This is a genomic window from Streptomyces sp. NPDC001156 (genome assembly GCF_053598275.1).
This window is the reverse complement of sequence record NZ_JBSFJX010000005.1, coordinates 164,207-188,948: the sequence shown is the minus strand read 5'-3', so window position 1 is coordinate 188,948 and position 24,742 is coordinate 164,207. Positions and strand designations below refer to the sequence as shown.

25 protein-coding genes, 5 tRNA genes and 3 pseudogenes are annotated in these 24,742 nt (G+C 70.4%); 23 read left to right on the top strand and 10 right to left on the bottom strand.

Translation table 11 applies throughout. The annotated features are described in order from the left end of the window. The 8 genes and pseudogenes from ACWDA7_RS04965 to ACWDA7_RS04930 all read left to right on the top strand — a co-directional run. Positions 1 to 227: pseudogene (locus tag ACWDA7_RS04965) on the top strand (plasmid transfer protein); the annotation flags it as partial. 15 nt (positions 228 to 242) lie between these two features. Next, positions 243 to 902 (top strand): DUF2637 domain-containing protein, encoded by a 660-nt coding sequence (locus ACWDA7_RS04960; RefSeq protein WP_450602785.1) that lies wholly within the window; start codon positions 243 to 245, stop codon positions 900 to 902. Positions 903 to 923: 21 nt separating this feature from the next. Then, a complete protein-coding gene (locus ACWDA7_RS04955) occupies positions 924 to 1,109 on the top strand; it encodes a mobile element transfer protein (RefSeq protein WP_355812693.1) in 186 nt (61 codons plus the stop codon). A gap of 17 nt (positions 1,110 to 1,126) precedes the next feature. Beyond that, a complete protein-coding gene (locus ACWDA7_RS04950) occupies positions 1,127 to 1,441 on the top strand; it encodes a SpdD protein (protein ID WP_450602784.1) in 315 nt (104 codons plus the stop codon). 92 nt (positions 1,442 to 1,533) lie between these two features. Then, positions 1,534 to 1,716, top strand: coding sequence for a hypothetical protein (locus ACWDA7_RS04945; protein WP_450602783.1), 183 nt, complete (start codon positions 1,534 to 1,536; stop codon positions 1,714 to 1,716). A gap of 4 nt (positions 1,717 to 1,720) precedes the next feature. Beyond that, positions 1,721 to 3,109 carry a replication initiator protein RepSA gene (gene repSA / locus ACWDA7_RS04940; RefSeq protein WP_450602782.1) on the top strand — a complete coding sequence of 463 codons (1,389 nt, stop codon included), beginning with the start codon at positions 1,721 to 1,723 and terminating at the stop codon, positions 3,107 to 3,109. A 2-nt stretch (positions 3,110 to 3,111) separates the two neighbouring features. Then, the gene (locus tag ACWDA7_RS04935) at positions 3,112 to 3,360 is read left to right on the top strand and encodes a helix-turn-helix domain-containing protein (protein WP_450602781.1); all 249 of its coding nucleotides are present in this window, start codon (positions 3,112 to 3,114) and stop codon (positions 3,358 to 3,360) included. Next, positions 3,357 to 4,519: pseudogene (locus ACWDA7_RS04930) on the top strand (site-specific integrase). The gene ACWDA7_RS04935 and the pseudogene ACWDA7_RS04930 overlap by 4 nt, the downstream one beginning before the upstream one ends. A gap of 79 nt (positions 4,520 to 4,598) precedes the next feature. On the opposite strand, the gene ACWDA7_RS04925 reads toward ACWDA7_RS04930, so the two are convergent. From ACWDA7_RS04925 to ACWDA7_RS04915, 3 genes are all read right to left on the bottom strand, one after another. Beyond that, positions 4,599 to 4,673: transfer RNA gene (locus ACWDA7_RS04925), tRNA-Val, on the bottom strand. Position 4,674: 1 nt separating this feature from the next. Next, a tRNA-Cys gene (locus tag ACWDA7_RS04920) sits at positions 4,675 to 4,748 on the bottom strand. Positions 4,749 to 4,786: 38 nt separating this feature from the next. Then, positions 4,787 to 4,859: transfer RNA gene (locus ACWDA7_RS04915), tRNA-Gly, on the bottom strand. Between the two features lie 176 nt (positions 4,860 to 5,035). Between ACWDA7_RS04915 and ACWDA7_RS04910 the strand changes: the two genes are divergently transcribed. Genes ACWDA7_RS04910 through ACWDA7_RS04900 form a run of 3 tightly spaced genes read left to right on the top strand, consistent with a single transcriptional unit; the run spans position 5,036 to position 7,787 of the window. Beyond that, positions 5,036 to 6,088, top strand: a complete 1,053-nt coding sequence (locus ACWDA7_RS04910; protein ID WP_450602780.1) for a chorismate-binding protein — start codon at positions 5,036 to 5,038, stop codon at positions 6,086 to 6,088. After that, the gene (locus tag ACWDA7_RS04905; protein WP_450602779.1) at positions 6,085 to 6,906 is read left to right on the top strand and encodes an aminotransferase class IV; all 822 of its coding nucleotides are present in this window, start codon (positions 6,085 to 6,087) and stop codon (positions 6,904 to 6,906) included. Before ACWDA7_RS04910 ends, ACWDA7_RS04905 begins: the two co-directional genes overlap by 4 nt. A gap of 56 nt (positions 6,907 to 6,962) precedes the next feature. Continuing rightward, positions 6,963 to 7,787: a GNAT family N-acetyltransferase gene (locus tag ACWDA7_RS04900; protein ID WP_450602778.1), complete on the top strand. Its 825-nt coding sequence runs from the start codon at positions 6,963 to 6,965 to the stop codon at positions 7,785 to 7,787. Positions 7,788 to 7,790: 3 nt separating this feature from the next. Here the strand turns inward: ACWDA7_RS04900 and ACWDA7_RS04895 are convergent, their stop codons facing one another. After that, on the bottom strand, positions 7,791 to 8,312 hold the full coding sequence (locus ACWDA7_RS04895; RefSeq protein ID WP_450602777.1) for a DsbA family protein: 522 nt from the start codon (positions 8,310 to 8,312) through the stop codon (positions 7,791 to 7,793). Between the two features lie 292 nt (positions 8,313 to 8,604). Here ACWDA7_RS04895 and ACWDA7_RS04890 point away from each other — a divergent pair, with 292 nt between their 5' ends. After that, complete coding sequence (locus tag ACWDA7_RS04890; RefSeq protein ID WP_450602776.1) at positions 8,605 to 9,039, top strand: hypothetical protein; 435 nt, start codon at positions 8,605 to 8,607, stop codon at positions 9,037 to 9,039. A gap of 162 nt (positions 9,040 to 9,201) precedes the next feature. Further along, positions 9,202 to 9,354, top strand: a complete 153-nt coding sequence (locus ACWDA7_RS04885) for a hypothetical protein (RefSeq protein WP_252423638.1) — start codon at positions 9,202 to 9,204, stop codon at positions 9,352 to 9,354. Between the two features lie 105 nt (positions 9,355 to 9,459). On the opposite strand, the gene ACWDA7_RS04880 is transcribed toward ACWDA7_RS04885, so the two are convergent. Next, complete coding sequence (locus ACWDA7_RS04880; RefSeq protein ID WP_450602775.1) at positions 9,460 to 10,017, bottom strand: CGNR zinc finger domain-containing protein; 558 nt, start codon at positions 10,015 to 10,017, stop codon at positions 9,460 to 9,462. Between the two features lie 188 nt (positions 10,018 to 10,205). Between ACWDA7_RS04880 and ACWDA7_RS04875 the strand changes: the two genes are divergently transcribed. Beyond that, on the top strand, positions 10,206 to 10,406 hold the full coding sequence (locus tag ACWDA7_RS04875) for a hypothetical protein (protein WP_450602774.1): 201 nt from the start codon (positions 10,206 to 10,208) through the stop codon (positions 10,404 to 10,406). Positions 10,407 to 11,074: 668 nt separating this feature from the next. On the opposite strand, the gene ACWDA7_RS04870 is transcribed toward ACWDA7_RS04875, so the two are convergent. Then, positions 11,075 to 11,488, bottom strand: a complete 414-nt coding sequence (locus tag ACWDA7_RS04870) for an SsgA family sporulation/cell division regulator (protein ID WP_003959770.1) — start codon at positions 11,486 to 11,488, stop codon at positions 11,075 to 11,077. 191 nt (positions 11,489 to 11,679) lie between these two features. Here ACWDA7_RS04870 and ACWDA7_RS04865 point away from each other — a divergent pair, with 191 nt between their 5' ends. From ACWDA7_RS04865 to ACWDA7_RS04850, 4 genes are all read left to right on the top strand, one after another. Then, positions 11,680 to 12,117, top strand: a complete 438-nt coding sequence (locus tag ACWDA7_RS04865) for a TIGR02611 family protein (RefSeq protein ID WP_450602773.1) — start codon at positions 11,680 to 11,682, stop codon at positions 12,115 to 12,117. A 65-nt stretch (positions 12,118 to 12,182) separates the two neighbouring features. Next, positions 12,183 to 12,254 (top strand) — tRNA-Val (locus ACWDA7_RS04860). A gap of 591 nt (positions 12,255 to 12,845) precedes the next feature. After that, entirely contained in the window at positions 12,846 to 13,292 is a 447-nt protein-coding gene (locus ACWDA7_RS04855; RefSeq protein ID WP_450602772.1) for an SRPBCC family protein, read from the top strand. A 39-nt stretch (positions 13,293 to 13,331) separates the two neighbouring features. Beyond that, positions 13,332 to 13,403: transfer RNA gene (locus ACWDA7_RS04850), tRNA-Val, on the top strand. A gap of 78 nt (positions 13,404 to 13,481) precedes the next feature. On the opposite strand, the gene ACWDA7_RS04845 is transcribed toward ACWDA7_RS04850, so the two are convergent. Then, the gene (locus ACWDA7_RS04845) at positions 13,482 to 14,207 is read right to left on the bottom strand and encodes a 3'-5' exonuclease (RefSeq protein ID WP_432925703.1); all 726 of its coding nucleotides are present in this window, start codon (positions 14,205 to 14,207) and stop codon (positions 13,482 to 13,484) included. 168 nt (positions 14,208 to 14,375) lie between these two features. On the opposite strand from ACWDA7_RS04845, the gene ACWDA7_RS04840 reads away from it, so the two are divergent. The 3 genes from ACWDA7_RS04840 (at position 14,376) to thrS (ending at position 18,233) form a co-directional block, all read left to right on the top strand. Beyond that, positions 14,376 to 14,942, top strand: a complete 567-nt coding sequence (locus tag ACWDA7_RS04840) for a DUF4365 domain-containing protein (RefSeq protein ID WP_359389955.1) — start codon at positions 14,376 to 14,378, stop codon at positions 14,940 to 14,942. Then, positions 14,939 to 16,156, top strand: a complete 1,218-nt coding sequence (locus tag ACWDA7_RS04835; protein WP_450602771.1) for a hypothetical protein — start codon at positions 14,939 to 14,941, stop codon at positions 16,154 to 16,156. Before ACWDA7_RS04840 ends, ACWDA7_RS04835 begins: the two co-directional genes overlap by 4 nt. A 100-nt stretch (positions 16,157 to 16,256) precedes the next feature. Next, complete coding sequence (gene thrS, locus ACWDA7_RS04830) at positions 16,257 to 18,233, top strand: threonine--tRNA ligase (protein ID WP_450602770.1); 1,977 nt, start codon at positions 16,257 to 16,259, stop codon at positions 18,231 to 18,233. A gap of 28 nt (positions 18,234 to 18,261) precedes the next feature. On the opposite strand, the pseudogene ACWDA7_RS04825 reads toward thrS, so the two are convergent. Next, positions 18,262 to 18,876 (bottom strand): annotated as a pseudogene (locus ACWDA7_RS04825) (potassium channel family protein). Positions 18,877 to 18,943: 67 nt separating this feature from the next. On the opposite strand from ACWDA7_RS04825, the gene ACWDA7_RS04820 reads away from it, so the two are divergent. Next, positions 18,944 to 19,504, top strand: a complete 561-nt coding sequence (locus tag ACWDA7_RS04820; protein ID WP_359389965.1) for an HIT family protein — start codon at positions 18,944 to 18,946, stop codon at positions 19,502 to 19,504. A gap of 155 nt (positions 19,505 to 19,659) precedes the next feature. On the opposite strand, the gene ACWDA7_RS04815 is transcribed toward ACWDA7_RS04820, so the two are convergent. Both ACWDA7_RS04815 and ACWDA7_RS04810 read right to left on the bottom strand, forming a co-directional pair. Continuing rightward, entirely contained in the window at positions 19,660 to 21,318 is a 1,659-nt protein-coding gene (locus ACWDA7_RS04815; RefSeq protein WP_450602769.1) for a hypothetical protein, read from the bottom strand. A gap of 192 nt (positions 21,319 to 21,510) precedes the next feature. Further along, positions 21,511 to 23,709 carry an elongation factor G-like protein EF-G2 gene (locus ACWDA7_RS04810; protein WP_450602768.1) on the bottom strand — a complete coding sequence of 733 codons (2,199 nt, stop codon included), beginning with the start codon at positions 23,707 to 23,709 and terminating at the stop codon, positions 21,511 to 21,513. 331 nt (positions 23,710 to 24,040) lie between these two features. Here ACWDA7_RS04810 and pgsA point away from each other — a divergent pair, with 331 nt between their 5' ends. Further along, entirely contained in the window at positions 24,041 to 24,724 is a 684-nt protein-coding gene (pgsA, locus tag ACWDA7_RS04805; protein ID WP_450602767.1) for a phosphatidylinositol phosphate synthase, read from the top strand. Positions 24,725 to 24,742: the final 18 nt, after the last annotated feature.

The following is a 24,742-nucleotide window of genomic DNA, read 5'->3' as shown; positions in this document are numbered from 1 at the left end:
TGATACCGGCTGAACGCCCCGGGACAGCGGTCGCCGCAGACTCTTCTGGGGGCTGGGCGAAGATCCGCACCCCGCACACCTCCCGCGCTGAAGCAAGCGCGGTGTGCCGGGAGTTTGCCCACCTCGTCCCCGACTTCCCCGCCCTCGATCCCTTCCGCCCACACGTGCCCGCAGACGCCTCGGCGTCCGGGGCGCCCGTGGTCAAGCCGCTGCCGGTCACGGACTGAGAGGAGTGATCCGTCGTGAGCCGCTCGATCCGCCCCGATGCCGTCCTGATCCAAGCCGTGATCGCTGGTGCCCTGTCCTTCGCGCACCTGCATGATCTGGCGGCGGCGGCCGGACAGTCCGGGTGGAAGGCGTGGGCCTATCCGGTCTCGGTCGACCTGCTGTTGGTCGCCGCCTGGCGCCGACTGCGCACCGGCCGGGACCGCTCGTCCTGGACCTGGTTCGCGATCGCCCTGTGCGCCTCACTCGGCGCCAACGTCGCTACCGCGGGCCTGCTCGACCTGCACAACGTGCCCGCCTGGCTGCGCATCCTCGTCGCCGGATGGCCCGCACTCGCCTTCCTCGGCGGAACACTCCTCGTCCACGCCCCCGCCCCCAACACCCCGGACCCGGAACCGAACCCCGAACCGGCCGCGCCGGAAGTCGAGATGCACCGCACCGACACACACGAACCGGCACCGGTCTCGGCCCCGGCGGCGGAACTGACCCCAGCACCGCCCACGCCGCCCGCGTCCGCCCCGGCCATTCCGCCGGCACTGCTCGATCACGCGCGGTCGATCGCCGACGTGCATCGGCACACGACGGGCGAGCCGATCACCGCCGCCGCGCTCACCGCCCGGCTCGGTCTGCCCGCCTCGACCTGCCAGGCAATTGCCGCCCAGCTCCAACTCGCCTGAACCCGAAGGGAGGTTCACCGCATGCGCCCGAATCGCTTCTACCGGGTGGTGCAGATCGGGCCGGTCAAGGTCGGCACCTACAACAACGGCCGTGGCCAGACCCGGCACACCGCCGCCTGCACCGCACCCGGCTGCGGCTTCTCCACTGAGCACAGAGACCGTTCGGCCGCCGAACTCGCCGCCCGCACCCACCGCTGCAACGCCTGACCGAGAGGAGATCACCCGTGTTCACCCCGAAGTACCCGACCCCAGACACCGCCCCCACCCCGCCCACCACGGCGCAGCCCTCCACCGCGACGCCCCCGGTTCCCGCCCCGCAGACGAGCCCGGCCCCGGTCACCCCGGCGTCGAGCCGGCCCACTGTTCAGCTCACCCCGGGCAGCGTGCTTGCTCTCGCTGCTGGCGGCGGTGCCGTGGTTCTGGTCGTCGGTGCGGTCCTGGTCTCGCTGCTGCTGGCTGTGGCTATCACCGGCGTCTCGGTCGCCGTGGTCGCTGTCGTCCTGCGCCTGCTCGTCAAGGACCTCAACAACCACCGCTGAACGGCCCCGGGGCGGCTCTCTCGCCAAAGATCCGCCGCCCCGGTGCCTGCAACCACTTCCAGATCCAACGGACCCGAAAGGGAAGCCTCATCATGCCCCAGCACGCCCGGAACACGCCCGTATGCCGCGACTGCGACGGCTTCGTCACCGTCGCCATCACCACCGGCACCCGCCACCGCGACGGCACCCGCGCCACCCTCCACGTGACCTGCCCGGCCTGCAACGGCACCGGCCACATCACCCCCGCGCCCGCGCTCGCCCGGGCCGGGAGGTGAACACGTGACCGACACCGCTACCGTGGCGGGCCTGGATGCGGCCACCCTCGCCGACGTGTTGAGGGTGGCTGGCTCCGGCGACTTCGACCGCTGGCAAGACCAGATCCGCCGTACCGGTGGCTGCGCCGACCCCATTCGACTGATCGGCTCCACCAAGACGATCGACCCGGCCACCCGCACGGTCCTGCACCACTACACGACCGAACACGAGCCGGGTGGCATGCTCCGCGTCGCGTGCGGCAACCGGCGGGCCTCCCGCTGCCCGGCTTGCGCCTGGACCTACGCGGGAGACACCTACCACCTCATCCGCGCCGGACTGACCGGCGACCCGGACAAAGGTACGCCCCACGCCGTGCGCGAGCACCCCCGGGTCTTCGCGACCCTCACCGCCCCCTCCTTCGGCCCCGTCCACAACCGCCCCGGCACCCCGCCCTGCGCCTGCGGCACCCGCCATGGCGAGGACGCACCGGAGCTGGGCACTCCGTTGGACCCGGCCACGTACGACTACGCGGGCGCCGTGCTCTGGAACAACCACGCCCCCGACCTGTGGCGCTACTTCACGATCTACCTGCGCCGCGAGATCGCCCGATGTGCCGGCCTCACCCAGAAAGCCGCCCACGAACGATCCCGCGTCTCCTTCGGCAAGGTCGCCGAATACCAAAAGCGTGGGGCCGTCCACTTCCACGCCGTGATCCGCTTCGACGGACCCGAGGGACCGGGCACCCCGCCCCCGGCCTGGGCCACCCTCGACCTGCTCACCGACGCCATCCACGCCGCAGCCGCCCGCGTCACCGTCGACGTGCCACCCGCCGGTGACCAACCCGCCCGCACGCTGCAGTGGGGCACCCAGCTCGACGTCCAGCCGATCGGCGCCTTCGGCAACGGCGAAGACATCACCGAACAGGCCGTCGCCTCCTACGTCGCCAAGTACGCCACCAAGGCCGCCGAGACCACCGGCACCGTCGACCGCCGGATCGGCAACAAGGAAGCCCTCGTACTGCTCGGCGTGCCCGAGCACCCGCGTCGGCTGATTGAGGCCTGCCTCGACCTGCACCCGCTCTACCCGGACCGGAAGTTACGGGACTGGGCCCACATGCTCGGCTTCCGCGGCCACTTCTCCACCAAGTCCCGCCGCTACTCCACCACCCTCGGCGCCCTGCGCCAGGTCCGCGCCGACTACCGCGCAGCCCAGCAACGCGCCGCCCTCGGCCTGCCCGACCCCGACGACGACCCCGAGGCAACCACGCTCACCCTCGCCCACTGGACCTACGCCGGCCACGGCCACACCCCCGGCGAATCCTGGCTCGCCGCCAACATCCGCCGAGACATCCAACTCAACCGCGAGACCGCCCGCGAGGCACTCGCCGACCTCAACGACGCGGGGGAGTGGTGACCATGGAGGCACTGACTGAGCCTCAGCGTCTCCTTCGGGTAGAGGCCGTGGCCCAGCTCCTCGACCTGGCTCGTTCGACCGTCTACGAGGAGATCCGACTTGGTCGGCTGCGTACGGTTCGGATCGGGCGCCGTCGTCTGATCCCGGCCGAGTACGTAGAGGAGTACGTTGACCTGCTCAAGCGCGAGACGCTGGCCGAGGATGCGGCTCAACGACCCTGGCTGCGTGCTGTCGGGGAAGGTGCGGCATGACGGGGGAGAGGCGCCGCTCAAAGGCAGGCAATGGTGATGACTCGATCTACTGGGATGAGTCGAAACAGCGCTGGGTCGGTGCGATCTCGCTGGGTTACACGCCATCCGGCAAGCGCCGCCGCCCCAAGGTCTACGGCAAGACCAAGACCGAGGTGCGCGGCAAACTCCGTGAGCTGCGGAAAGAGTTGGAGGTCGGTGACCGGACGCCGGCGAACTACACCGTGGCAGACGCCGTGAACGACTGGCTGGCCCGGGGACTCAAAGGGCGCGACACGGCCACGGTCAACAAGAACCGCATCTTGGCCGAGCAACACGTCTTGCCTCTGCTGGGCCGCGCGAAGCTGCGGGAGCTGACCGCCGACGCCGTGGACGACTGGTTGGATGATCGCGCAAAAGTGCTGGCCACGTCCTCACTCCGTAGCGTGCTGTCGATCCTTCGCCGCTCCATCGATCACGCGATGCGGCGGGACAAAGTACGGCGCAACGTTACGTTGCTCGTCGAGGTTCCTGAGGGGCAGGCCGGACGGCTCAGCAAGGCGCTGACCCTGGACCAGGCCCGGGCGGTGCTGGTTGCAGCGCGGGAGTCTCGGCTCTATGCCTACGTGGTGCTCTCCTTGCTGGTTGGCGTGCGCACCGAGGAGGCTCGGCCGATGACCTGGAAACACGTTCACTTGCGGCCCTCTGGCGCTGTGCCACCCCATGTGGAGGTGTGGCGGTCGGTGCGGCGGCATGGAGACACCAAGACCCGCAAGAGTCGTCGGACGCTCAAGCTGCCTGTGCTGGTCGTCGCAGCCCTGGTAGAGCATTGCCGCCGGCAGCAAGACGAACGGATCGCGTACGGGCTGCTGTGGGACCCCTCCGAGCTGGTGTTCGCCACGACCACCGGCCAGGTGCTCGATGCTGCCAACGTGCGCCGGGCCTTTCGGTCGATCGTCAAGGCGGCTGGGTTGGCGCCGGAGTGGACGCCTCGGGAGCTGCGGCACAGCTTCGTGTCGCTGATGTCCGATCACGGTATCCCCGTGGAGAAGATCGCTCGCGTGGTCGGCCACAGCAGCACGACCACGACGGAGGTCGTCTACCGCAAGCAGCTCCGCCGGTGATCACCGAGGGGGCCGACACGATGGATGTGATCTTCGGTGAGGATGACTCGGAGCCTTGATCAATCGGCCGGTGGCTCCCCGTGTGGCTCCCCGGATACGTCAAGGGCCTGATCCAACGAGTGGATCAGGCCCTTGAGCTGGTGGACGATACTGGGATTGAACCAGTGACCTCTTCCGTGTCAGGGAAGCGCTCTCCCGCTGAGCTAATCGTCCATGGAGGTGGAGACGGGATTTGAACCCGTGTAGACGGCTTTGCAGGCCGTTGCCTCGCCTCTCGGCCACTCCACCAGGAGTGCAGGGGGCCCGGAGGTCCCCTGGTTCCTTCGAGCGGACGACGAGGCTCGAACTCGCGACCTCAACCTTGGCAAGGTTGCGCTCTACCAACTGAGCTACGTCCGCTTGTCGTTTCGGACGCTCACGCGTCCCGGCGACGAGTTGAACTCTAGCGGATTCCCGGGCCAGTACAAAAACGCGTTTGTGCAGCGTGCTGCGCTGCACCTGGTCAACGACATGGTCAGGACACCCGCGGGGACATGTCCGGGCCACCCGCAGGACACCCGCCATAGACTCGACACGTGCCCCACCTGCCTCCTCTTGCCCGTTTCGGCGATCGCGTCGCCACCGGTCTCCTCGATGTCACCAGCGACCCGGCGGCCCTGGACTCCACCGGTTTCTGGGCGGTCTGCGCGGACTACGAAGGGCGTGTGACCTGCGCCCGGTTCGCCGAGGTGCGGGAGGAACCCGTGCCCGCCCCGCGCCCGGGCGGATGGCGGGGACCGTCGGCCGGTGACTGGGAGTCCTCGCTCGACCGCGCCGGGTACACGGCAGGGGTGCGCAGGATCCGCGAGCACATCGCGACCGGAGAGGTCTACCAGGTCAACCTCTGCCGGGTGCTGTCCGCGCCGGTCGCACCCGACGCCGATGTGGACGCGCTGACCGCCGTGCTGGCACGCGGCAACCCGGCGCCGTACGCAGGAACGATCCGTCTACCGAAGCACGGTGTGGAGATCGCCACCGCGTCCCCCGAACTCTATCTGCGCCGCACGGGCCGGATCGTAGAATCCGGGCCGATCAAGGGCACCGGGCGCACCGAGGCGGACCTCCTGGACAAGGACTACGCCGAGAACGTGATGATCGTGGACCTGGTCCGCAACGATCTCGGGCGTGTCTGCAGCACCGGCAGCGTGTCCGTGCCCGATCTGTGCGTCGTCGAGAAGCACCCCGGCCTGGTCCACCTCGTCTCCACGGTCCGCGGCGAACTGCGCCCGGAGACGGGCTGGCCCGCACTGCTCGAGGCCACCTTCCCGGCCGGCTCGATCAGCGGGGCACCCAAGTCCAGCGCGCTGCGCATCATCGACGCCCTGGAGACCGTGCCCCGCGGCCCCTACTGCGGAGGCATCGGCTGGGTCGACGCGGACCGCGGCGCGGGCCAGCTCGCCGTCGGCATCCGTACCTTCTGGATCGACCGAACCGCCGAGCACTCCCCCGTACTGCGCTTCGGCGCCGGTGCGGGGATCACCTGGGGCTCCGACCCCGAGGGGGAGTGGTATGAGACCGAACTGAAGGCCGCCCGGCTGCTCGCGGTAGCGTCGGGGTCGTACGAGGTGAGTGGAGGGACCCTTTCGTGAAGATCTGGCTCGACGGCGGGCTCCAGGACACCGAGTCCGCCCGCGTATCCGTCTTCGACCACGGACTGACCGTCGGCGACGGCATCTTCGAGACCGTCAAGGCTGTCGAGGGGCGGCCGTTCGCGCTGACCCGGCACCTCGACCGGCTCACCCGCTCGGCGCGCGGCCTGGGACTCGCGGACCCCGACGCCGACGAGGTCCGTCGCGCCTGCGCCGCCGTCCTGGAGGCCAACCCGATGCCCCTCGGGCGCCTGCGCATCACCTACACCGGCGGCTACGGCCCGCTCGGCTCCGACCGCGGCGACCGGGGCCCGACCCTGCTGGTGGCGATCGGCGAGACCCGTCGGCGCCCCGACTCCACCGCCGTGATCACGGTCCCCTGGACCCGGAACGAACGCGGCGCCCTGGCCGGCCTGAAGACCACCTCGTACGCCGAGAACGTCGTCGCCCTCGCCCGGGCCTCCGAACAGGGCGCCACCGAGGCGTTGTTCGCCAACACGGTGGGGCAGCTGTGCGAGGGCACGGGATCGAACGTCTTCGTCGTCCTCGGCGGCGAGATCCACACCCCGCCGCTCGCCTCCGGGTGCCTCGCGGGCATCACCCGTGCGCTCACGGCCGAGTGGACGGGCGCCAAGGAGACTGACCTGCCGCTGGACGTCCTCGAGCACGCGGACGAGATCTTCCTCACCTCCACGCTGCGGGATGTCCAGGCCGTGCACCGGGTCGACGGCCGTGAACTCGCGGGTGCTCCCGGCCCCGTGACCGCGAAGGCCATGCGGATCTTCGACGAGCGGTCCGGCGACGACCTCGATCCCTGAGGGCCCGCGGTCAAATTCGGCTGACCCGCGGCGCGGCACCGGGTAGAACACCTTTGATGACCACGACACTGCGGCCGGCCGAGCCGCTTCAGCTCAGCGCGGACGGGGCACGTTCGCGACACTTCCAGGTGTGTGTGAACGGTCGCCCCGTGGGCCGGCTGCATCTGTCCACGGATCCCGAGTACGGCCTCGGCACGGCTCGCATCCTGGACCTGACCATCGAGGAACCGGATCGCCGCAGGGGGCGGGGCACGGTGGCCGCGCTCGCCTCGGAGGAGGTCGCGCGCGGCTGGGGTTGCCGCCGCATCGAGATGTCGGTGCCCGGGGACACCGAGGCCGGGCTCAGGCTGGCGACGGCGCTCGGGTATGTCCTGCGGAACCGGAACATGGAGAAGCGTCTGGCCGGGCCTTCGCCCCGACTGCCGGCCGGAAGCGCCGCCCGGCCCATGACCGAGGCCGAATTCGGTCCCTGGCTGGCCAGGGGCCGGGAGGGCTTCGCACGCGATCTGATCGAGCGGGGCGTGCCCGCGGCCGAGGCGTACGCCAAGGCGGACCGGGGTCACGCCAGGTTCCTGCCGGACGGACTGTCGTCCGAGAACACGGTGATCAGCGTGCTGGAGCAGCAGGGGGAACCGGTCGGCACCCTGTGGCTGGGGCTCTGGCCCGAGACCGCGTTCGTTCTCGATGTCGAGATCGATGCGGACCGGCGCGGCCGCGGCCACGGGCGCACGCTGATGCTGCTCGCGGAGGCACAGGCGGCCGGGGGCGGCAAGGACCGCGTCGGCCTCAACGTCTTCGCGGGCAACACCCCGGCCGAGCAGCTGTACACCTCGCTGGGGTACGAGACGACCGAGTATCACCTGACCAAGCAGCTCGTCTGAGGCTCAGACCCCTTCGGCCAACAGCCGGTCGGCGATCTCCTCGATCCGCTCGCGCAGCCCGGCCTGGCTCTTGCCGCCGTCGAGGCGCTCGCCGCCGATCACATACGTCGGCGTGCCGGTCACCCCGATCGCCTTGCCCTCGGCGTGGTCGGCGTCGACGATCAGGATGTGCCGGCCGTCGACCAGTGCCGTGTCGAACTCCTCGGCGTCCAGGCCGAGTTCGCTCGCCATCTGAACGAGGAACGCCTCTCCCTGGCGGTCCAGCTCCTCCACCCGGCCGAGCACCGACTCCACGTACGGCCAGCCCTTGCCCTGCTCCAGCGCTTCCTCGGCGGCCTGGGCGGCGGCGAACGCGTGCCGGTGCTTGTCCAGGGGGAAGTGCCGCAGCCGGATCTCCAGCCGGTCGCCGTAGCGGGCCCGCAGTGCGCGCAGATCGTCCAGGGCGGTACGGCAGTCGGGGCACTGGAGTTCGCACCAGACGTCGAGGACGGGGGGTGCGGCCGGGGCGGGGGAGGAGTGACTCATGGTCACCAGTCTCCCAGGATCGCGCACGCGTCCCAAACGGGACCTCCGTCACCGCAGGCGGAGCACCGGAGCACGACCGGAGCGGGGCACGTGGAGGGAAGGAGGACGCGCGGGTGCCCGGTTGCCGTCGCGGGTGGAGACCGGGGGCAGCCCTGAGGAGGAGGCGACCCGGAGATCTCCCTGAAGTCCGGCCGGGCCGTGGCCTGCGGGGCCCGCAGCGGTGCAGGATGGAAGGGGCGAACCGACCCCGCCGACCGACCTGTGTGGCCGACCGACCTGTGTGGAGGACCGGATGATTGCCGAGACAGTCTGTGCTGCCGTCTCCGCGGCCGGCCTGGGCATTGCCGCGGTCACAGCCTGGCGCAAGCGCTTCCTGTCGGCGGCCCGCATAGCCGCCTACTCGCTGGTGCCTGTGGGGCTGGTGATGACAGGGGTCGTGGGCTGGCTGGCCGACACGGCCTTCAGTCCCACGGCATGGGCGGGCTTCGCCGTGCTCGCTGCCGCCTGGCTGCTGTTCGCGACCACGCGGACCGTGGAGCGCCGCAGAGGCGGGACCCGCGAGCAACGCAAGGCGGCGCGGGCCGCGCAGCGCGAAGCAGCGCCTTCGTCGTCCTCCGCGCCGGCGCTGGGCGGCGCCCCGAGCCGGCCCACGGCCGCACCCCGCTCGACCGGCTCCACGGACGACTTCAGCGACATCGAGGCCATCCTGAAGAAGCACGGCATCTGACGCGTCGACACGGCAGGACGGTCGGGCGGCGGCCCCGGACGATCAAGGTCGCACACGTCGAGATCATCTTCGTTCCGTAGATCACGGATATTGGCGAACACCCCGTCATTCCGGGCGTGTTGATCGCGTAGCGGGTGTGGGCTGCGCCATCATCGCCGCGAGATGCTGGACAGAACCCAGAGCGACACCGCTGCTCCTCCCGAGGAGCGCCGGGGTTGTCTCTTCGCGCTTTCCCAGCCACCGCTGATGATCTTCCTTGCGGTGATCGGCTGCCTGCTGCTCATGGCATCACTGCACGACCTGCTGATGCTCTGAGCCGTATGCGGAGCCCCTGGCGCCACCCGCCGAGGGCTCCGTCAGTCCCACCACCTCAGCGCGAACAAGGGCTCCCCCTGCGGATCGGCGGCAGTGCCGCTCCACTCAGCCCGCGGCTTCCTTGCGGCGCGCCCGGTACGCGGCCACGTGCAGCCGGTTCCCACAGGTGCGGCTGTCGCAGTAGCGGCGCGAGCGGTTGCGGGAGAGGTCGACGAAGGCGCGCCGGCAGTCCGGCGCCTCGCAGCGGCGCAGCCGCTCCTGCTCACCGGCGACCACGAAGAAGGCCAGCGCCATCCCGCAGTCCGCGGCGATGTGGTCGGTCACCGATGCGCCCGGGGCGAAGTAGTGCACATGCCAGTCGTAGCCGTCGTGGTCCGTCAGTCGGGGCGTCGTCCCCGCGGCAGCGACCAGATCGTTGATCAGCCCGGCTGCCGTCCTGGCGTCCGTCGCGGCGAAGACCGCGGCGAACCGCCCGCGGATCTTGCGCACGGCCGAGAGGTCGAACTCCGAGAGGACGCCGACGTCGCTCAGGTCGTGCTCGCGTGCGAAGGCGTCGAGTGCGGTGACATCCGGGAGCCCGTCCGTCTCCGCACCCTCGGGTGTGGTGTTCACCAGATCGACCACGAGGTCGAGCGCGCACCGGGTGTCGTGGGTGATCAGCACGTGTCGCTCCCTGGCCTGGGGGTCGGGCGGGCGCCCGCCGATGCTGGCCGAGCCTAGCGGCTCACGGCGAACGGGGAGGGGGGAGGGAGCGGGGGAGAGCGCGGAGGGAGCCGGGAGGCTCCGGAGGGCTTCGCCGGGACGGCGCCCCGTCGACGTCCGCGGCTTCCGTGACTCCCTCCGCGCCCGCCATGGCTCGCTCCCTCCGCGACCTCATCCCGGCTCCCCGCGACGTCTCCGCAGGCTCCCGGGCTTCCTCCGCGATCTCCCCGGCCCCCTCCCGTGCGCGCAGCCCTGCCCCGGGCGTGCCGCGGGCGCCACGACGCCGCCCCGTCGACGCCGGCGGCTTCCGTGGCTCCCTGCGCGACCTCGTCGGCTTCTCCGTGCCGTGACCACCTCGATTTCCCCCTGGGGCATCTCCGGCTCCCTCCGCGGCCCCCCGGCCCCCGCCGCGGCCTGGCGCCCGTGGAAGCCCGCGGCACGCACAGGAGGGCTGCGGCGCGCGGGAGTCCGCGCGGTGCGCGGGGGTAGGGCCGCGGGCGTCTGCGGAAGGCGCGGGGTCAGGCTGCGGTCGCCCGCGGAAGACCGCGAGACACCTAGAGCCCGCGGAGCGCGCGGAGTCCACGCGGTGCGCGGGGTAGGCCCCGACGTCCGCGGAGGGCGCTGCACGCGCGGGGTCGGGCTGCGGCGCGCTCGGAAGACCGCAGCCCCCGGAAGCCCGCGCGCAGTGGCCACGCAGGTGTGGAGGCCGTCCCAGCCGTGGAAGGGTTGCCGCACGCGCGGGAAGCCCGCCGCAGGCGCTCTCGGCCCACGAGGCACTCTCGATGGCGCGCAGGCACGCGGTGGCGCGGTTCCGCACCCGCCGGACCGGGCGGAAACCTCCGTGGCACGCGCCGCAGCGCACCCCATGACGGCCTGCGCATGGCCGTCACCGTCCGTAGGTGAGTGAAGCGCCGTCTCCGCGAGAGCTCGCGGCGACGGCGCCCGGGTGTGCCGTATGCGGTTGTCATGGCCCGAGCCGTCTCCCCGAGTGGACGGCGCCGGGCGGTTCGAGGTGTCGCTAGCTCTCGGCAAGGATGTGGGAAAGCTCCGTGTCGAGATCGAAGTGACGGTGCTCCGTGCCGGGGGGCACGGCCGCATCGGTTCGCTTCAGGAACGACTCGAGGGCCCGCGCCGGGGCCTCGAGCAGGGCCTCGCCCTCAGGGGAACTCAGGGCGATGCAGACGACGCCCTGACCATGGCTCCGGGACGGCCAGACGCGGACGTCGCCGGTCCCTGTGGGCCGGTGCAGGCCCTCGGCGAGGAGGTCGCGGGCGAACACCCACTCGACGGTCTCCTCGGCTCCAGTGTGGAAGGTGGCGTGCACGGCATAGGGATCGGCCGTGTCATACCGCAGTCCCGCGGGAACAGGCAGTGAGGACTCGCTCGACACAACGAGGCGCAGGTGCAGCTCGCAGCTGACCGTGGTGTTCATAAGCGCCAGGGCCTTTCGCTCAGTGTGCGCTCGGGGATTCGCACGTCGGCGAAATCGACATGCCACCTACGGTGCCGTTGTAAACCCCTCTGAGAGTTTTGCCTGTCTTTGCGTAGCTCGTCCGGCGGAGACACGTTTCGCACCATACAGCCATTCTGGTGACCGGTTTCTCTCGGGTAGGGTTTGTACGTATGGATACGGGGAGTGACGAACAGGGCAAGATCGCCGTTGCCGGGCAGGAATCGAAAGCCGGGCCGGGCCTCGGTTCGCGGGCGCCCGCATTCATCAAGGCGCGACGGGCACTGCATCGCAGCTGGCAGGTGGGCGTTTTCCTGGTCGGCCTCGCGGTGGTCGTCGGCGGCCTGATCCTGCTTCCGCTGCCCGGGCCGGGCTGGCTGGTGATCTTCGCCGGCATGGCGATCTGGGCGACCGAGTTCGTCTGGGCCCAGCTGGTGCTCCGCTGGACGAAGCGGAAGGTCACCGAGGCGGCAGAGCGTGCACTCGACCCCAGGGTGCGCCGCCGCAACATCATCCTGACGACGGCCGGCACCGTGATCGTGTGCGGGCTCGTCGGCGTCTACGTCTGGAAGTTCGGCGTCGCGATGCCCTGGAACATCAGGGAAGAGTGATCCGGTGGCTGTGGTCACCGTGTCGGAGGCACCCCCTGACATGGGGTAATCTTCTTCCTGCGCCCGGGCGATTAGCTCAGCGGGAGAGCGCTTCGTTCACACCGAAGAGGTCACTGGTTCGAACCCAGTATCGCCCACAGTATCGAGGGCGGCGTGTACACACAGTCACCGTGGGTCACGCCGCCCTCGTCGTGTGTCCGGCCCGGCGGCTCGCGTCTCCGGTGTTCCCGTGGTATGCGTGTCGGCCCGAATGCCGGGTATCACACGGAATGGATTCATGACAAAAAGCGCCCTATGGCCGGAAATCCTCCGTACGAATTCCGAAACACCGTCGGATTTCGCCGGATTTCTACGGAACCAGTATGACGATGTCTGGCACGGTCTCAAGTCACAGCCGGGTGCGGGGAATTCGAGGACGAGCGACTTCTGGTTCGGTTTCGGTCCACGGACTTCGCCTTCGAGAGGCCCGGCACTTGGTGGCTGACGAGGTGCCACAAGCCCCTGAGCGCATGCGTTCCAGCGCCGCCCGGCGCCCGCAGCCGGTGAGCGCAGGTTGCGTCGGGGCCGGCCGCCGTTCGGCGTCGAGGGTCCGGTAACTCCTCGGGCGGAAGCGGCGGATGGGCCACGCCCCCCGCGCGGCGCGTGCCACCTGTGAGGGGGACGAGGGCGGTTGCCCGCATCCCTCCGGATCCGTACCGCCGCGCTTCACGGACCGGCACACTCGGCCCATGGACTGGAACCACTACCGCTTCCGCTGCGTATGGGCGCTGCCCGTCCCCCCCGAGCGGGCCTACGCCGTGCTGGCACAGGCCGAGGACTATCCGCGGTGGTGGCCGCAGGTGCGCACGGTGCACCGGATCGACGACGACAGCGCCGTGATCTCCATCCGCTCCCTGCTCCCGTACGACATCACCTTCACCGCACGCCGGATGCGGCAGGATCCCGCCGCCCGGATACTGCAGATCGCGATGTCCGGCGACATCGACGGCTGGGCCCGCTGGACGGTCACCGCCGCCGCCCGCGGCTCGCACGCCGACTACGAGCAGGTGGTCGACGTGCACAAGCCGCTGCTCCGGCGGTTCGCCGTGCCGGGACGCCCGTTCTTCCGGGCCAACCACCGGCTGATGACGCGGGCCGGGCGGCGCGGACTGGTGGCGTACCTCGAAGCAGTTTGAAGGAAGCCCGCCGGGACCTGTATTGTTCAGTGCGTTCCCGGGCGATTAGCTCAGTGGGAGAGCGCTTCGTTCACACCGAAGAGGTCACTGGTTCGAACCCAGTATCGCCCACCCGGAAATGGCCGGTCCGTCGTAGACGGGCCGGCTTTTCGCATGTCAAGAGGTGTTCTGCGACCTCCCGTGACATGTTCAGGCGGCGGCCGGCAGCTCCGGACGCACCGGCCAGGCCGGGTCCACCAGCTCGTCCGTGCCGCTGCGCGCGAACCACGCCTGCAACCCGCGCGCCTGCGCCGCGTGCCACCCGGTCTGCAGCGTGTGCAGTTCGGGCGGAGTCAGCCGTTCCAGACGGCCGGCGAAACGGCGTCCCAGGGCCCGTACCACCTCCAGGGCCGCCACCGCGTCCGCAGCCGCGTCATGCGCTCCGTCCAGTACGACCTCGTAGTGCGCGCACAGGTCGGTGAGCGTGCGGCGGCCCTTGCGGTACCGGTCCAGATGCTTGTCCAGCACCCGAGGGTCCAGCACCAGCAGCGGAGCCGACGCGAACCACCGCTCGATCGAGGACGCACGATGCCGGCGCAACTCCCGGTCGAGCAAGGTCAGATCGAACGGCGCGTTCATCACCACCAGCGGCCGGCCCACCGTGGCCTGCTCGCTCAGCTCCCTCGCTATCTCGTCCATCACAGGCGACGGCCAGCGGCCGTTGCGCTGCAGATACTCCTCCGTCAGCCCGTGCACCGCCGTCGCCTCGGCGGGCACCGGCACACCCGGGTTCACCAGCCAGCGGTTGACCCGCGGCCGGGCTCCCGGGGTGTCCTGGACGACGACGGCGGCCGACACGATCCGGTCGGTCTCGACGTCCACGCCCGTGGTCTCTGTATCGAACGCGGCCAGAGGCCCCTCGTACCAGCACGTCATGCGTACACAACTCCTCGTTCACCCTTGGCAGCTGACGTACCGTCTTCTGCCCGTTTGGTGATACCCGGGCCGTTTGCGCCGTACGCCGGAAGGAGACAACAGGAGTACGGGTCTTTGCTGTTCACGGGCCCGTCACGGGGACTCACTTGGCTGGGAAGGCTTTTGGTCATGGCGATAGCGCAGCCCGAACGGGGCGGGCTGCTGCCCGAGAGGACGGCAACCCGTCGCGGCACCCTCGCCACCACCGCCTGCATGGAGACCTTGCAGGTGGGCTATCTGCACGCGGTCGCGGCGGCGGCCGGCTGTTCGCTGTCGCAGCCCTTTCCGGACAACGGCATCGACTGGCACGTCAGCCACAGCGCACCCGGCCACACGGTGGACGACGAGGTCACCATCAAGGTGCAGCTCAAGGCGACCTACCAGATCCCGCCGAACCCGCCTGGGCGCTCCTTCTCCTTCACGCTCGACAACGCGCACCTGGCGAAGCTCGCCCGCACCCCGGTCTCCGTGCACAAGATCCTGGTCGTGATGATCGTCCCGCGGTCTCAGGAGCAGTGGCTGCGGGCCGGGCACGACCGGCTCGACCTGCGGCACTGCTGCTACTGGGTCAACCTGGCAGGACACCCGATCACAGGCCGGCGCCGCACCACCGTGCGCATTCCCACTTCACGCATCTTCGACGACCGCGCGCTGTGCGAGATCATGACCCGGGTCGGAACGGGAGGCAGACCGTGACACACCGTCCCCTTGACGAGTCGGCCCGCGCCGTCCGGCCGCACCCGGCCGAACCGCTGTGGAACCAGCCGCCCGCGCCCGACCAGGTGGACCCCGCCGTACTCAGCGCCCTCCTGCTCCGCCACGGCTGGCAGCGCCGTGGTGGAGCCGCCGGGCGCTACGGCCGCTGGACCCCACCCGGCCCGGGCAACGGCCGTACGAGCCTGCTGGTCCCGGAGAACCGGGCCTTCCCGGACAGCGACGACCTCATAGGCGAAGCCCTCGTCGCCCTGTACCGCAGCGGCTCGCCCGCGGCGCGCGACGTGCTGGTGGGGCTCGCCGTGCCCAGCGACGAGATCCACTGGTGGCGGGACGTTCCCTCGGGGCCGGCGGGCTCGGCGCCCTGGGCTGTCGAGGACCAGCTGCGCACCGCCGCCCGCCAGATGCTGATGGCGGGCGCGCTCGCCACACGCGCGCGTGCCGGCTACTACGGCGCCCGGCACCGCAGGCCCGCCGCCGCGTCCCTGGAACCCGTCCTGGTCGGCGCGGCCCCGGGCGGCCGCAGGCTCACCGCGTTCGTGCCCGCGTCCACCGGCAGGCCGCTGGCCGTGCGACTGCACCAGGCCCTCTACGCGGCCCGGGAGGCCATCGACTACCGGCGGGCCACCGGCGGTATGGACGCCTTCGACGCCGCGGTCGAGGCGGGCGTGAGCCATGAGCTGACCGAGGCGCTGGTCGCCCTCGTACGCGGATCCGAGGGTGCCAGGATCGCCGTGGAGTGGGCGCCCGCCGCCGGTGTCCCCGAGGGCTGCGCGGCGCCCGCCGAACCGGTGGAGTTCTCGCCCGGCGACCTGCCCGTGCTGCGTGAGGCCTCCGCGCGCTACCAGCGGGAGGAGCCGTCCGTACCGGTGCGGATCACCGGGGCCGTCGTCCGTCTGCGCAGGTCGGGACCGCGCGGTGAGGGGACCGTGCGGCTGCGGGTCATCGCCGGCGCCGAGGTGCCCCACGTCCGGATGACCCTGGACGAGGAGGCGTACCGGATAGCGGGCCACGCCCATCTCATCGGGCTGCCGGTGCGGGTGCACGGGCGGCTGGAGAGCCGGGGCGGGTTCCGGCGCCTCGTCGCGCCGTCCGGGGTGGCGCCGGTCCAGGTCGACGAGGCCGAGCGGGACCGGCTCATGAAGTCGCTGCAGGAGAATCTGGACTTCTTCGAAGAGGCATGCGGCGGGGACTGACGACAACCCTTTCGCGGAGGGCGGGGCCGGGTCGGTACGATCCCAGTCATGCGCGCGCTCCAGGTATGGCGCCGCACCCGCCTGCAGTCAGGAGAGACCGGTGTCAGACGTCCGTGTGATCATCCAACGCGATTCCGACCGGGAAGAGCGCACGGTGACGACGGGCACCACGGCCGCCGATCTCTTCGCCGGCGAGCGCTCGATCATCGCCGCGCGTATCGGCGGTGAGCTGAAGGACCTCGCCTACGAGGTGAAGGACGGCGAGACCGTCGAGGGTGTGGAGATCTCCTCCGAGGACGGTCTGAACATCCTGCGCCACTCCACCGCGCACGTCATGGCCCAGGCCGTGCAGGAGCTGTTCCCCGAGGCCAAGCTGGGCATCGGCCCGCCGGTCAGGGACGGCTTCTACTACGACTTCGACGTCGAGAAGCCGTTCACGCCCGAGGATCTCAAGGCCGTCGAGAAGAAGATGCAGGAGATCCAGAAGCGCGGCCAGCGCTTCTCCCGCCGCGTCGTCACCGACGAGGCCGCCCGCGAGGAACTGGCGGACGAGCCGTACAAGCTGGAGCTGATCGGCCTCAAGGGCTCGGCGTCCAGCGAGGACGGGGCGGACGTCGAGGTCGGCGCGGGCGAGCTGACGATCTACGACAACCTGGACGCCAAGACCGGCGAGCTGTGCTGGAAGGACCTGTGCCGCGGTCCCCACCTGCCCTCCACCCGGAACATCCCGGCGTTCAAGCTGATGCGCAACGCGGCCGCCTACTGGCGCGGCAGCGAGAAGAACCCGATGCTCCAGCGCATCTACGGCACCGCCTGGCCGTCCAAGGACGAGCTGAAGGAGTACCTGGACTTCCTCGCCGAGGCGGAGAAGCGCGACCACCGCAAGCTGGGCAGCGAGCTGGACCTGTTCTCCATCCCGGAGCAGATCGGCTCCGGCCTCGCCGTGTTCCACCCCAAGGGCGGTATCGTCCGCCGGGTGATGGAGGACTACTCTCGCCGCCGCCACGAGGAAGAGGGCTACGAGTTCGTCTACACCCCACACGCTACGAAGGGGAAGCTCTTCGAGACCTCGGGCCACCTGGACTGGTACGCCGACGGCATGTACCCGCCCATGCAGCTCGACGAGGGCGTGGACTACTACCTCAAGCCCATGAACTGCCCGATGCACAACCTGATCTTCGACGCGCGCGGCCGCTCCTACCGTGAACTGCCGCTGCGCTTCTTCGAGTTCGGGACCGTGTACCGGTACGAGAAGTCGGGCGTCGTGCACGGGCTGACCCGCGCCCGCGGTTTCACCCAGGACGACGCGCACATCTACTGCACCCGCGAGCAGATGGCCGACGAGCTCGACAAGACGCTCACGTTCGTGCTGAACCTGCTGCGCGACTACGGCCTCACCGACTTCTACCTCGAGCTCTCCACCAAGGACCCGGAGAAGTTCGTCGGCTCCGAAGAGGCCTGGGAAGAGGCCACCGAGACCCTGCGGCAGGTCGCCGAGAAGCAGGGACTCCCGCTGGTCCCCGACCCGGGCGGCGCGGCCTTCTACGGGCCGAAGATCTCGGTCCAGGCCAAGGACGCCATCGGCCGCACCTGGCAGATGTCGACGGTCCAGCTGGACTTCAACCTGCCCGAGCGCTTCAACCTCGAATACACCGGGCCCGACGGCTCCAAGCAGCGCCCGGTCATGATCCACCGCGCTCTCTTCGGTTCGATCGAGCGCTTCTTCGCGGTGCTCCTGGAGCACTACGCGGGCGCGTTCCCGGCCTGGCTGGCCCCGGTGCAGGCGGTCGGCATCCCGATCGGCGACGCGCACGTGGAGTACCTGGAGAAGTTCGCCACGGCGGCCCGCAAGAAGGGGCTGCGCGTCGAGGTGGACTCGTCCTCGGACCGTATGCAGAAGAAGATCCGCAACGCCCAGAAGCAGAAGGTGCCCTTCATGGTCATCGCGGGCGACGAGGACATGTCGGCCGAGTCGGTCTCCTTCCGCTACCGGGACGGCTCCCAGGAGAACGGCATCCCGTTCGACGAGGCCATCGCGAAGATCGCGAAGGTGGTCGAGGAGCGGGCGCAGATCTGACGGAGACCTGCCGGAGGGCCCCCGGGGTTCAGCTCCCCGGGGGCCCTCCGCCGTCGTCGCGCCGCGAGAACGCCTGCATCAGCCACGACGAGAACGATCCCGCCACCGCGCCCAGCAGACCGAGTCCGCAGCCCATCAGGCCCGTCGCGGTCGACAGCGTGGAGACGGCCCAGCACACTGAGTCGCCGAACGTGTGGATCGTCGTGTGCGGGGCGGTGCGCTCCAGATCGCAGACGGTGAGAGCGGCGGTGAAGCCGAGCAGCACCGCCGACATCCCCGCGTACAGCATCACCCGGCCCTGCAGGGGCATCCGCGGGAGATGTCCGTGGCGGCGCTGCACGGCGTCGTGGACCCGTACGATGCGGACCGGCCGCAGCAGGGGCAGCAGCACGACCACCGAGTCCAGCCAGTGCCGGTGGGCGAAGTGGAGCCCTTGACCGCTCTGGCGTCAGCGCACCGCGTAGTCGACGACGAACATCGCCCAGCTTGCGCAGGTCAGCGCCAGGCACAGATTGCGCACCGGCTCGGGCAGCCCATGGCCGAGGACGCGCACCGCGTACGAGGCGAGATAGAGCACTGAGGCCACCGCGAGCGGGGTCCCAGCCCGCCGCTCCCAGCGCGCAGTGAGGCTGTCGTCGTCCACCGGCTCAGCTTCGCCCCCGGCGGATTTGCCCGTGCCCTGCCGACACGCCGCGAACGGGCGAAGCCATATGCTGCACAGCATGACGAGTGAGCCGGAACAGCAGATCGGAGTGGGCACGCAGGACGCCTTCCAGCGCCTGTGGACGCCGCACCGGATGGCGTACATCCAGGGCGAGAACAAGCCGACCGGTCCTGGGGCCGGTGACGGCTGCCCGTTCTGCTCCATCCCGGCCAAGTCCGACGAGGACGGACTGATCGTCAAGCGCGGCGAGCAGGTGTACGCGGTGCTCAACCTGTACCCGTACAACGGCGGCCATCTGATGGTCGTGCCCTACCGCCACGTCGCCGACTACACGGATCTGACCGGTCCGGAGACCGTGGAACTCGCCGAGCTGACCAAGCAGGCCATGACCGCCCTGCGCACCGCGTCCGGCGCCCACGGCTTCAACATCGGCATGAACCAGGGCGCGGTGGCCGGCGCGGGCATCGCCGCCCATCTGCACCAGCACATCGTCCCCCGCTGGGGCGGCGACACGAACTTCATGCCGGTGATCGGCCACACCAGGGTGCTGCCGCAGCTGCTGGCGGACACCAGGAAGATGCTGGCGGAGGCGTGGCCCGCGGTCTGAGGCCCCGTCCCGGATCCGGTTGACTCAGCCCGTCGTGTTCTGCCGGTCGTCGGGGAGCTTGAGGACGAGGCCGTTCAGGCCGGAGTGGGGGTCTGGGGGCACCGGTCCGCAGTGACGACCGGCCCGCGGCACGGACCGGCTCACCTCCTGCGGCACTACGCGTCGTAGACGTCGGCCTTCCTTGGCATCGTGTCCTGCACCTGCGTACTGAGGAACGACGACCGTGTGCCGAACTTCTCCGTGTCCACGCCGTTCTCCTCCAGCACCCGGATCGCGGCCGCATGCACCACCCGCAGCACCGGTGTGGCGGCGCGCAGCGCGTCGTCCGCCATGAAGCGGTGCCGCCACGGCTGGTCCGCCCACGCGTGACGCAGACCGAAGGGCTCCGGCAGGGTCAGCGAACCGCCGAGCCAGTTCAGCACCGGCGGGTACCCGGTGAGGGGAGCGCGCACCGCGAGGCGCACCACCTCGTCCGTGTCGACGAGCGGGAGCTTCACCTCACGGGTCTCCCAGAACCTGACCTGCTTCTGCACCTTCTTGGTCGGCGCCTCGGGCTTCGACGTGAACAGTGCGTGCACCGGGCCCAGCGCGTGCCCGGTGACCTCGATGCGCAGCGTCTCGTGCAGCACCGTCACCGTGATCAGCATGGTGATGATCAACTGGCCGTCCCAGAGCGTCCACTGGACCCCCAGGTAGTGCCGCTCCCCGCTGCCGAACTGCTGCTTGTTGCAGATCTCCTGTATCGCGTGGGGCTTGACCTGGTAGGCGTCCACGTCCGTGCCCTTGGGGCGGGACACCTCCTTCGCCTTCTCGCCGATGGGGCTGACGACCCAGTGACGTATCGAAGGGGTCGGGAAACCGCCCGTGTTGAGCGGGCCGCGCTCCAGCATCCGCAGCTGGTCGTGGATGGCCTTGATCACGTCCCAGCTACGGAAGGGGTGGATCTCCTTGTCCTTCTCACGCGGCACCAGGTCCTCGGCGAGCTGCCAGCTGCCCCAGCGGGTGCCCATACCGAGGATGCCCTTGGGCCCGGCGTAGAAGACGGAGTTGGACTGCTGCTCGGCGCTGAGCCGGGCCAGCGCCTGGCGCAGCCGCTCGGCGGACGTCTCACCAGGGCTGCCGGGAACCGCCTCGGGGATCTTGGCGCCGAGGCCGCCGCCGGCGAGCAGGCTGTCCCAGCGGTCGCGCAGGTCCTGTGCCGTGCGCTCGCAGATCTGCTTGGCCCAGAACCAGCCCACGACCGGCATGACCACCGAGGCACGTGCGTACCACGCCCAGAAGCCCGTGAACGGCATGCGGATCAGGAAGATCACGGCGAGGGCGCCCACGGCGATCAGCAGCGACGAGCCGAGGGCGGTGCTGCGCCTGTCGTCGCGTTTGGCGACGGTGGCGCGGATCTGGAAGACCAGCAGCCACACCAGCATCCCCGGCAGGAACAGCACTCCGCACAGCACCGTCACCGCCGAGAGCCAGTTGTCGCGCTCCCTGCGGATGCGGTGGGCGGCCAGGCAGTGCTCCACAACCACCTGCGGCTCGGTGCCGAAGGACTGGATAAGCGGCTTGCGGTTTGCGCCCAGCATGCGGTCCCGCACCGCAAGCGAGAAAGCCTCACCGAGGTTGGGACGGAATATCTTCGCCCACGAGCGGCCGGGGCTGATGGCCGACTCGTGCCATTCGTTGTTGGCGTCGAGGATCTTCTCGACGCTCGCGTCCCGGTAGGCCGCCGAGGCCAGCGCGTAGGTCGCCGCCGTCTGGCCCGCGGAGCCCGAGAGAGGCACCTGGGCCCCGGGGCTGAAATCGAATCCGTCCGTCACTGCCGCCCCCTCGCCGCCGAACCCGCTCCTGCGGCCTTCCCGACTTCCTTGCTCCGCACACCTGTTGAACAGGCCATCGCACTGATCGCGCCTCGATGTGATCAGGTGATCAGCGTATCGGCAGGCACCGGCATCCGTCGGCGGACGGCCAAGAAGCCGCCCGCCGAGGGGACTCGGGAAACACCGGGACGACTACGAGGCGTCCCGCATCTGTTCGCGGATCTTCACCGCCAGTTGCGGCGGCATGGGTTCGTGCCGCGCGTAGGAGCGGCTGAAGCGCGCCGTGCCGTGTGAGAGGGAACGCAGATCGACCGCGTACCGGCCGATCTCGATCTCCGGCACCTCGGCCCGTACGAGGGTGCGGCCGCCGCTGGTCTGCTCGGTGCCCAGCACCCGGCCGCGCCGCCCCGACAGGTCGCTCATCACGGCGCCGACGTAGTCGTCGCCGACGAGCACCGACACCTCGGCGACGGGTTCCAGGAGGTGGATCGTCGTGTCGGCCGCCGCCTCGCGCAGGGCGAGCGCGCCGGCCGTCTGGAACGCGGCGTCGGAGGAGTCCACGGAGTGCGCCTTGCCGTCGAGGAGCGTGATCCGGACGTCGACGAGCGGGTGACCGACGGCCACGCCCTTGGCGGCCTGGGCGCGGACGCCCTTCTCGACGGACGGGATGAACTGCCGGGGGACGGCCCCGCCGACCACCTTGTCGACGAACTCGATGCCCGAGCCGCCGGGCAGCGGCTCGACCTCGATCTCGCAGATCGCGTACTGGCCGTGCCCGCCGGACTGCTTCACATGGCGACCGCGCCCGGTGGACCTGCCCGCGAACGTCTCCCGCAGGGAGACCTTGTGCGGGACCACGTCGACCTGGACGCCGTAGCGGCTGCGCAGCCGCTCCAGGGCCACGTCCGCGTGCGCCTCGCCCAGGCACCAGAGCACCACCTGATGGGTGTCCTGGTTCTGCTCCAGCCGCATGGTCGGGTCCTCGGCGACCAGCCGGGAGAGTCCCTGGCTGAGCTTGTCCTCGTCCGCCTTGCTGTGCGCCTGGATGGCGAGCGGCAGGAGCGGATCGGGCATCTCCCAGGGATTCAGGAGCAGCGGGTCGTCCTTGGCCGAAAGCGTGTCCCCCGTCTCGGCCCTGTTCAGCTTCGCCACGCACGCGAGGTCGCCCGCGATGCAGTGCGAGAGGGGACGCTGCTGTTTGCCGAAGGGCGCGGACAGGGCGCCGATGCGCTCGTCGACGTCGTGGTCCTCGTGGCCGCGATCGGCCAGTCCGTGCCCGGACACATGCACCGTCTCGTCGGGACGCAGCGTGCCGGAGAACACCCGGACCAGCGAGACCCGGCCCACATAGGGATCGGACGACGTCTTGACGACCTCCGCCACGAGCGGTCCGCCTGGGTCGCAGAGCGCGAGCTCGCGCGGCTTGCCGTCCGGAGAGCTGACGGCGAGCGCCTCGCGCTCCAGGGGAGTCGGGAACCCGCCCCCGACCAGCTCGAAGAGTTCGACGGTGCCGAGCCCCTGGCGGCCGCCGTCGGTGGCGGGCGCGGCGGCCAGGACCGGGAAGAACGTCCCGCGCGCGACGGCTCGCTCCAGGTCCTGCACCAGGCTGTCCAGGTCGATCTCCTCGCCGCCCAGATAGCGGTCCATGAGGGTCTCGTCCTCGCTCTCCGCGATGATCCCCTCGATCAGCCGGTTGCGTGCCTCCTGGATCGGGGGCAACTGGTCCGGCCCGGGCTCGGACTCCTTGCGCTCGCCGGACGCGTAGTCGAAGAGCTTCTGCGTCAGCAGGCCGGTCAGTCCGGTCACGGGCGCGTGCCCGTCAGGTGCCTGCGGGCCGTGCAGCGGCAGGTACAACGGCAGGACGGCGTCGGGGTCGTCGCCTCCGAACGCCTCGCCGCAGATCCGCGTCATCTCCTCGAAGTCCGCCCGCGCCGCCTCCAGGTGCGTGATCACGATGGCGCGCGGCATGCCGACGGCCGCGCACTCGTCCCACACCATGCGGGTCGAACCGTCCACTCCGTCCGAGGCCGAGACCACGAAAAGGGCCGCGTCCGCGGCTCGCAGACCGGCCCGGAGCTCCCCGACGAAGTCGGCGTATCCAGGAGTGTCCAGAAGGTTGATCTTGATTCCGTCCCAGTCGACGGGCACCAGCGAGAGCTGCACCGAGCGCTGCTGCCGGTGCTCGATCTCGTCGTAGTCCGAGACGGTGCCGCCGTCCTCCACGCGGCCCGCCCTGTTCACCGCTCCCGCTGCCAGCGCGAGAGCCTCCACCAAAGTGGTCTTGCCCGATCCGCTGGGGCCGACCAGCACCACATTCCGTACGGACGTGGGGTGGTCGACCGCCGTTGCCCTGCCGGCGGCTCCGGGGTGGGGGTTCGCCTTGTCGCCCATGGCCTTGCCTCCCGTGCACGGTGAGGTCACTGTGGGCGCGGACGTACGGATCCTCGCCCGGACCTGGTCGGGGAGGTACCCCGGCGCCGGCGGCTCCGACGACGCCCGCGGTGTCTTTCGAGCTTTGCACTCCCGTCACGGTGCGTCCATACGAAGGACGTGATCCCGCCGCCCCCCCGTACCGCGCCCGCCGTGATCCGTCCTGGCCCACGCGGTGGCCGGCTCACGCTCCCGGTGTGGGTGCCCGGCGGTCATGCACGCGTGCGCGTGGCTACGATGGGCGCGCCGGTGGCCAGCAGGGCCGCGCGGCGACACGACCGTCGGGAAGGCCATGCTGAACAAGTACGCGCGTGCATTCTTCACGCGTGTCCTCACACCGTTCGCCGCGTTTCTGATCCGCAGGGGCGTCAGTCCCGACACGGTCACGTTGATCGGCACCGCCGGCGTGATGGCGGGCGCGTTGGTCTTCTACCCCCAGGGCGAGTTCTTCTGGGGCACGGTCGTCATCACCCTGTTCGTGTTCTCGGACCTCGTCGACGGCAACATGGCGCGCCAGCTCGGCCGCTCCAGCCGCTGGGGCGCCTTCCTGGACTCCACGCTCGACCGGGTGGCCGACGGAGCGATCTTCGGTGGTTTCGCCCTGTGGTACGCGGGCAACGGCAACAACAACCTTCTGTGCGCGGTCGCGATCTTCTGTCTGGCCAGCGGCCAGGTCGTGTCGTACACCAAGGCACGCGGCGAGTCGATCGGCCTGCCCGTCGCGGTCAACGGGCTCGTGGAGCGTGCCGAACGCCTGGTGATCTCGCTAGTGGCGGCCGGCTTCGCGGGACTGCACAAGTTCGGCGTGCCGGGTATCCAGGTACTGCTGCCGATCGCGCTGTGGATCGTCGCCGTCGGCAGCCTCGTCACCCTGATCCAGCGCGTGGTCACCGTGCGCCGGGAATCGGCCGAGGCGGATGCCGCGGCGGCGCAGCGGGACGAGAACGCCTCGCACGGCAGCGGGGCGGCGACGTGAACGGCGGGCGGGACGGCC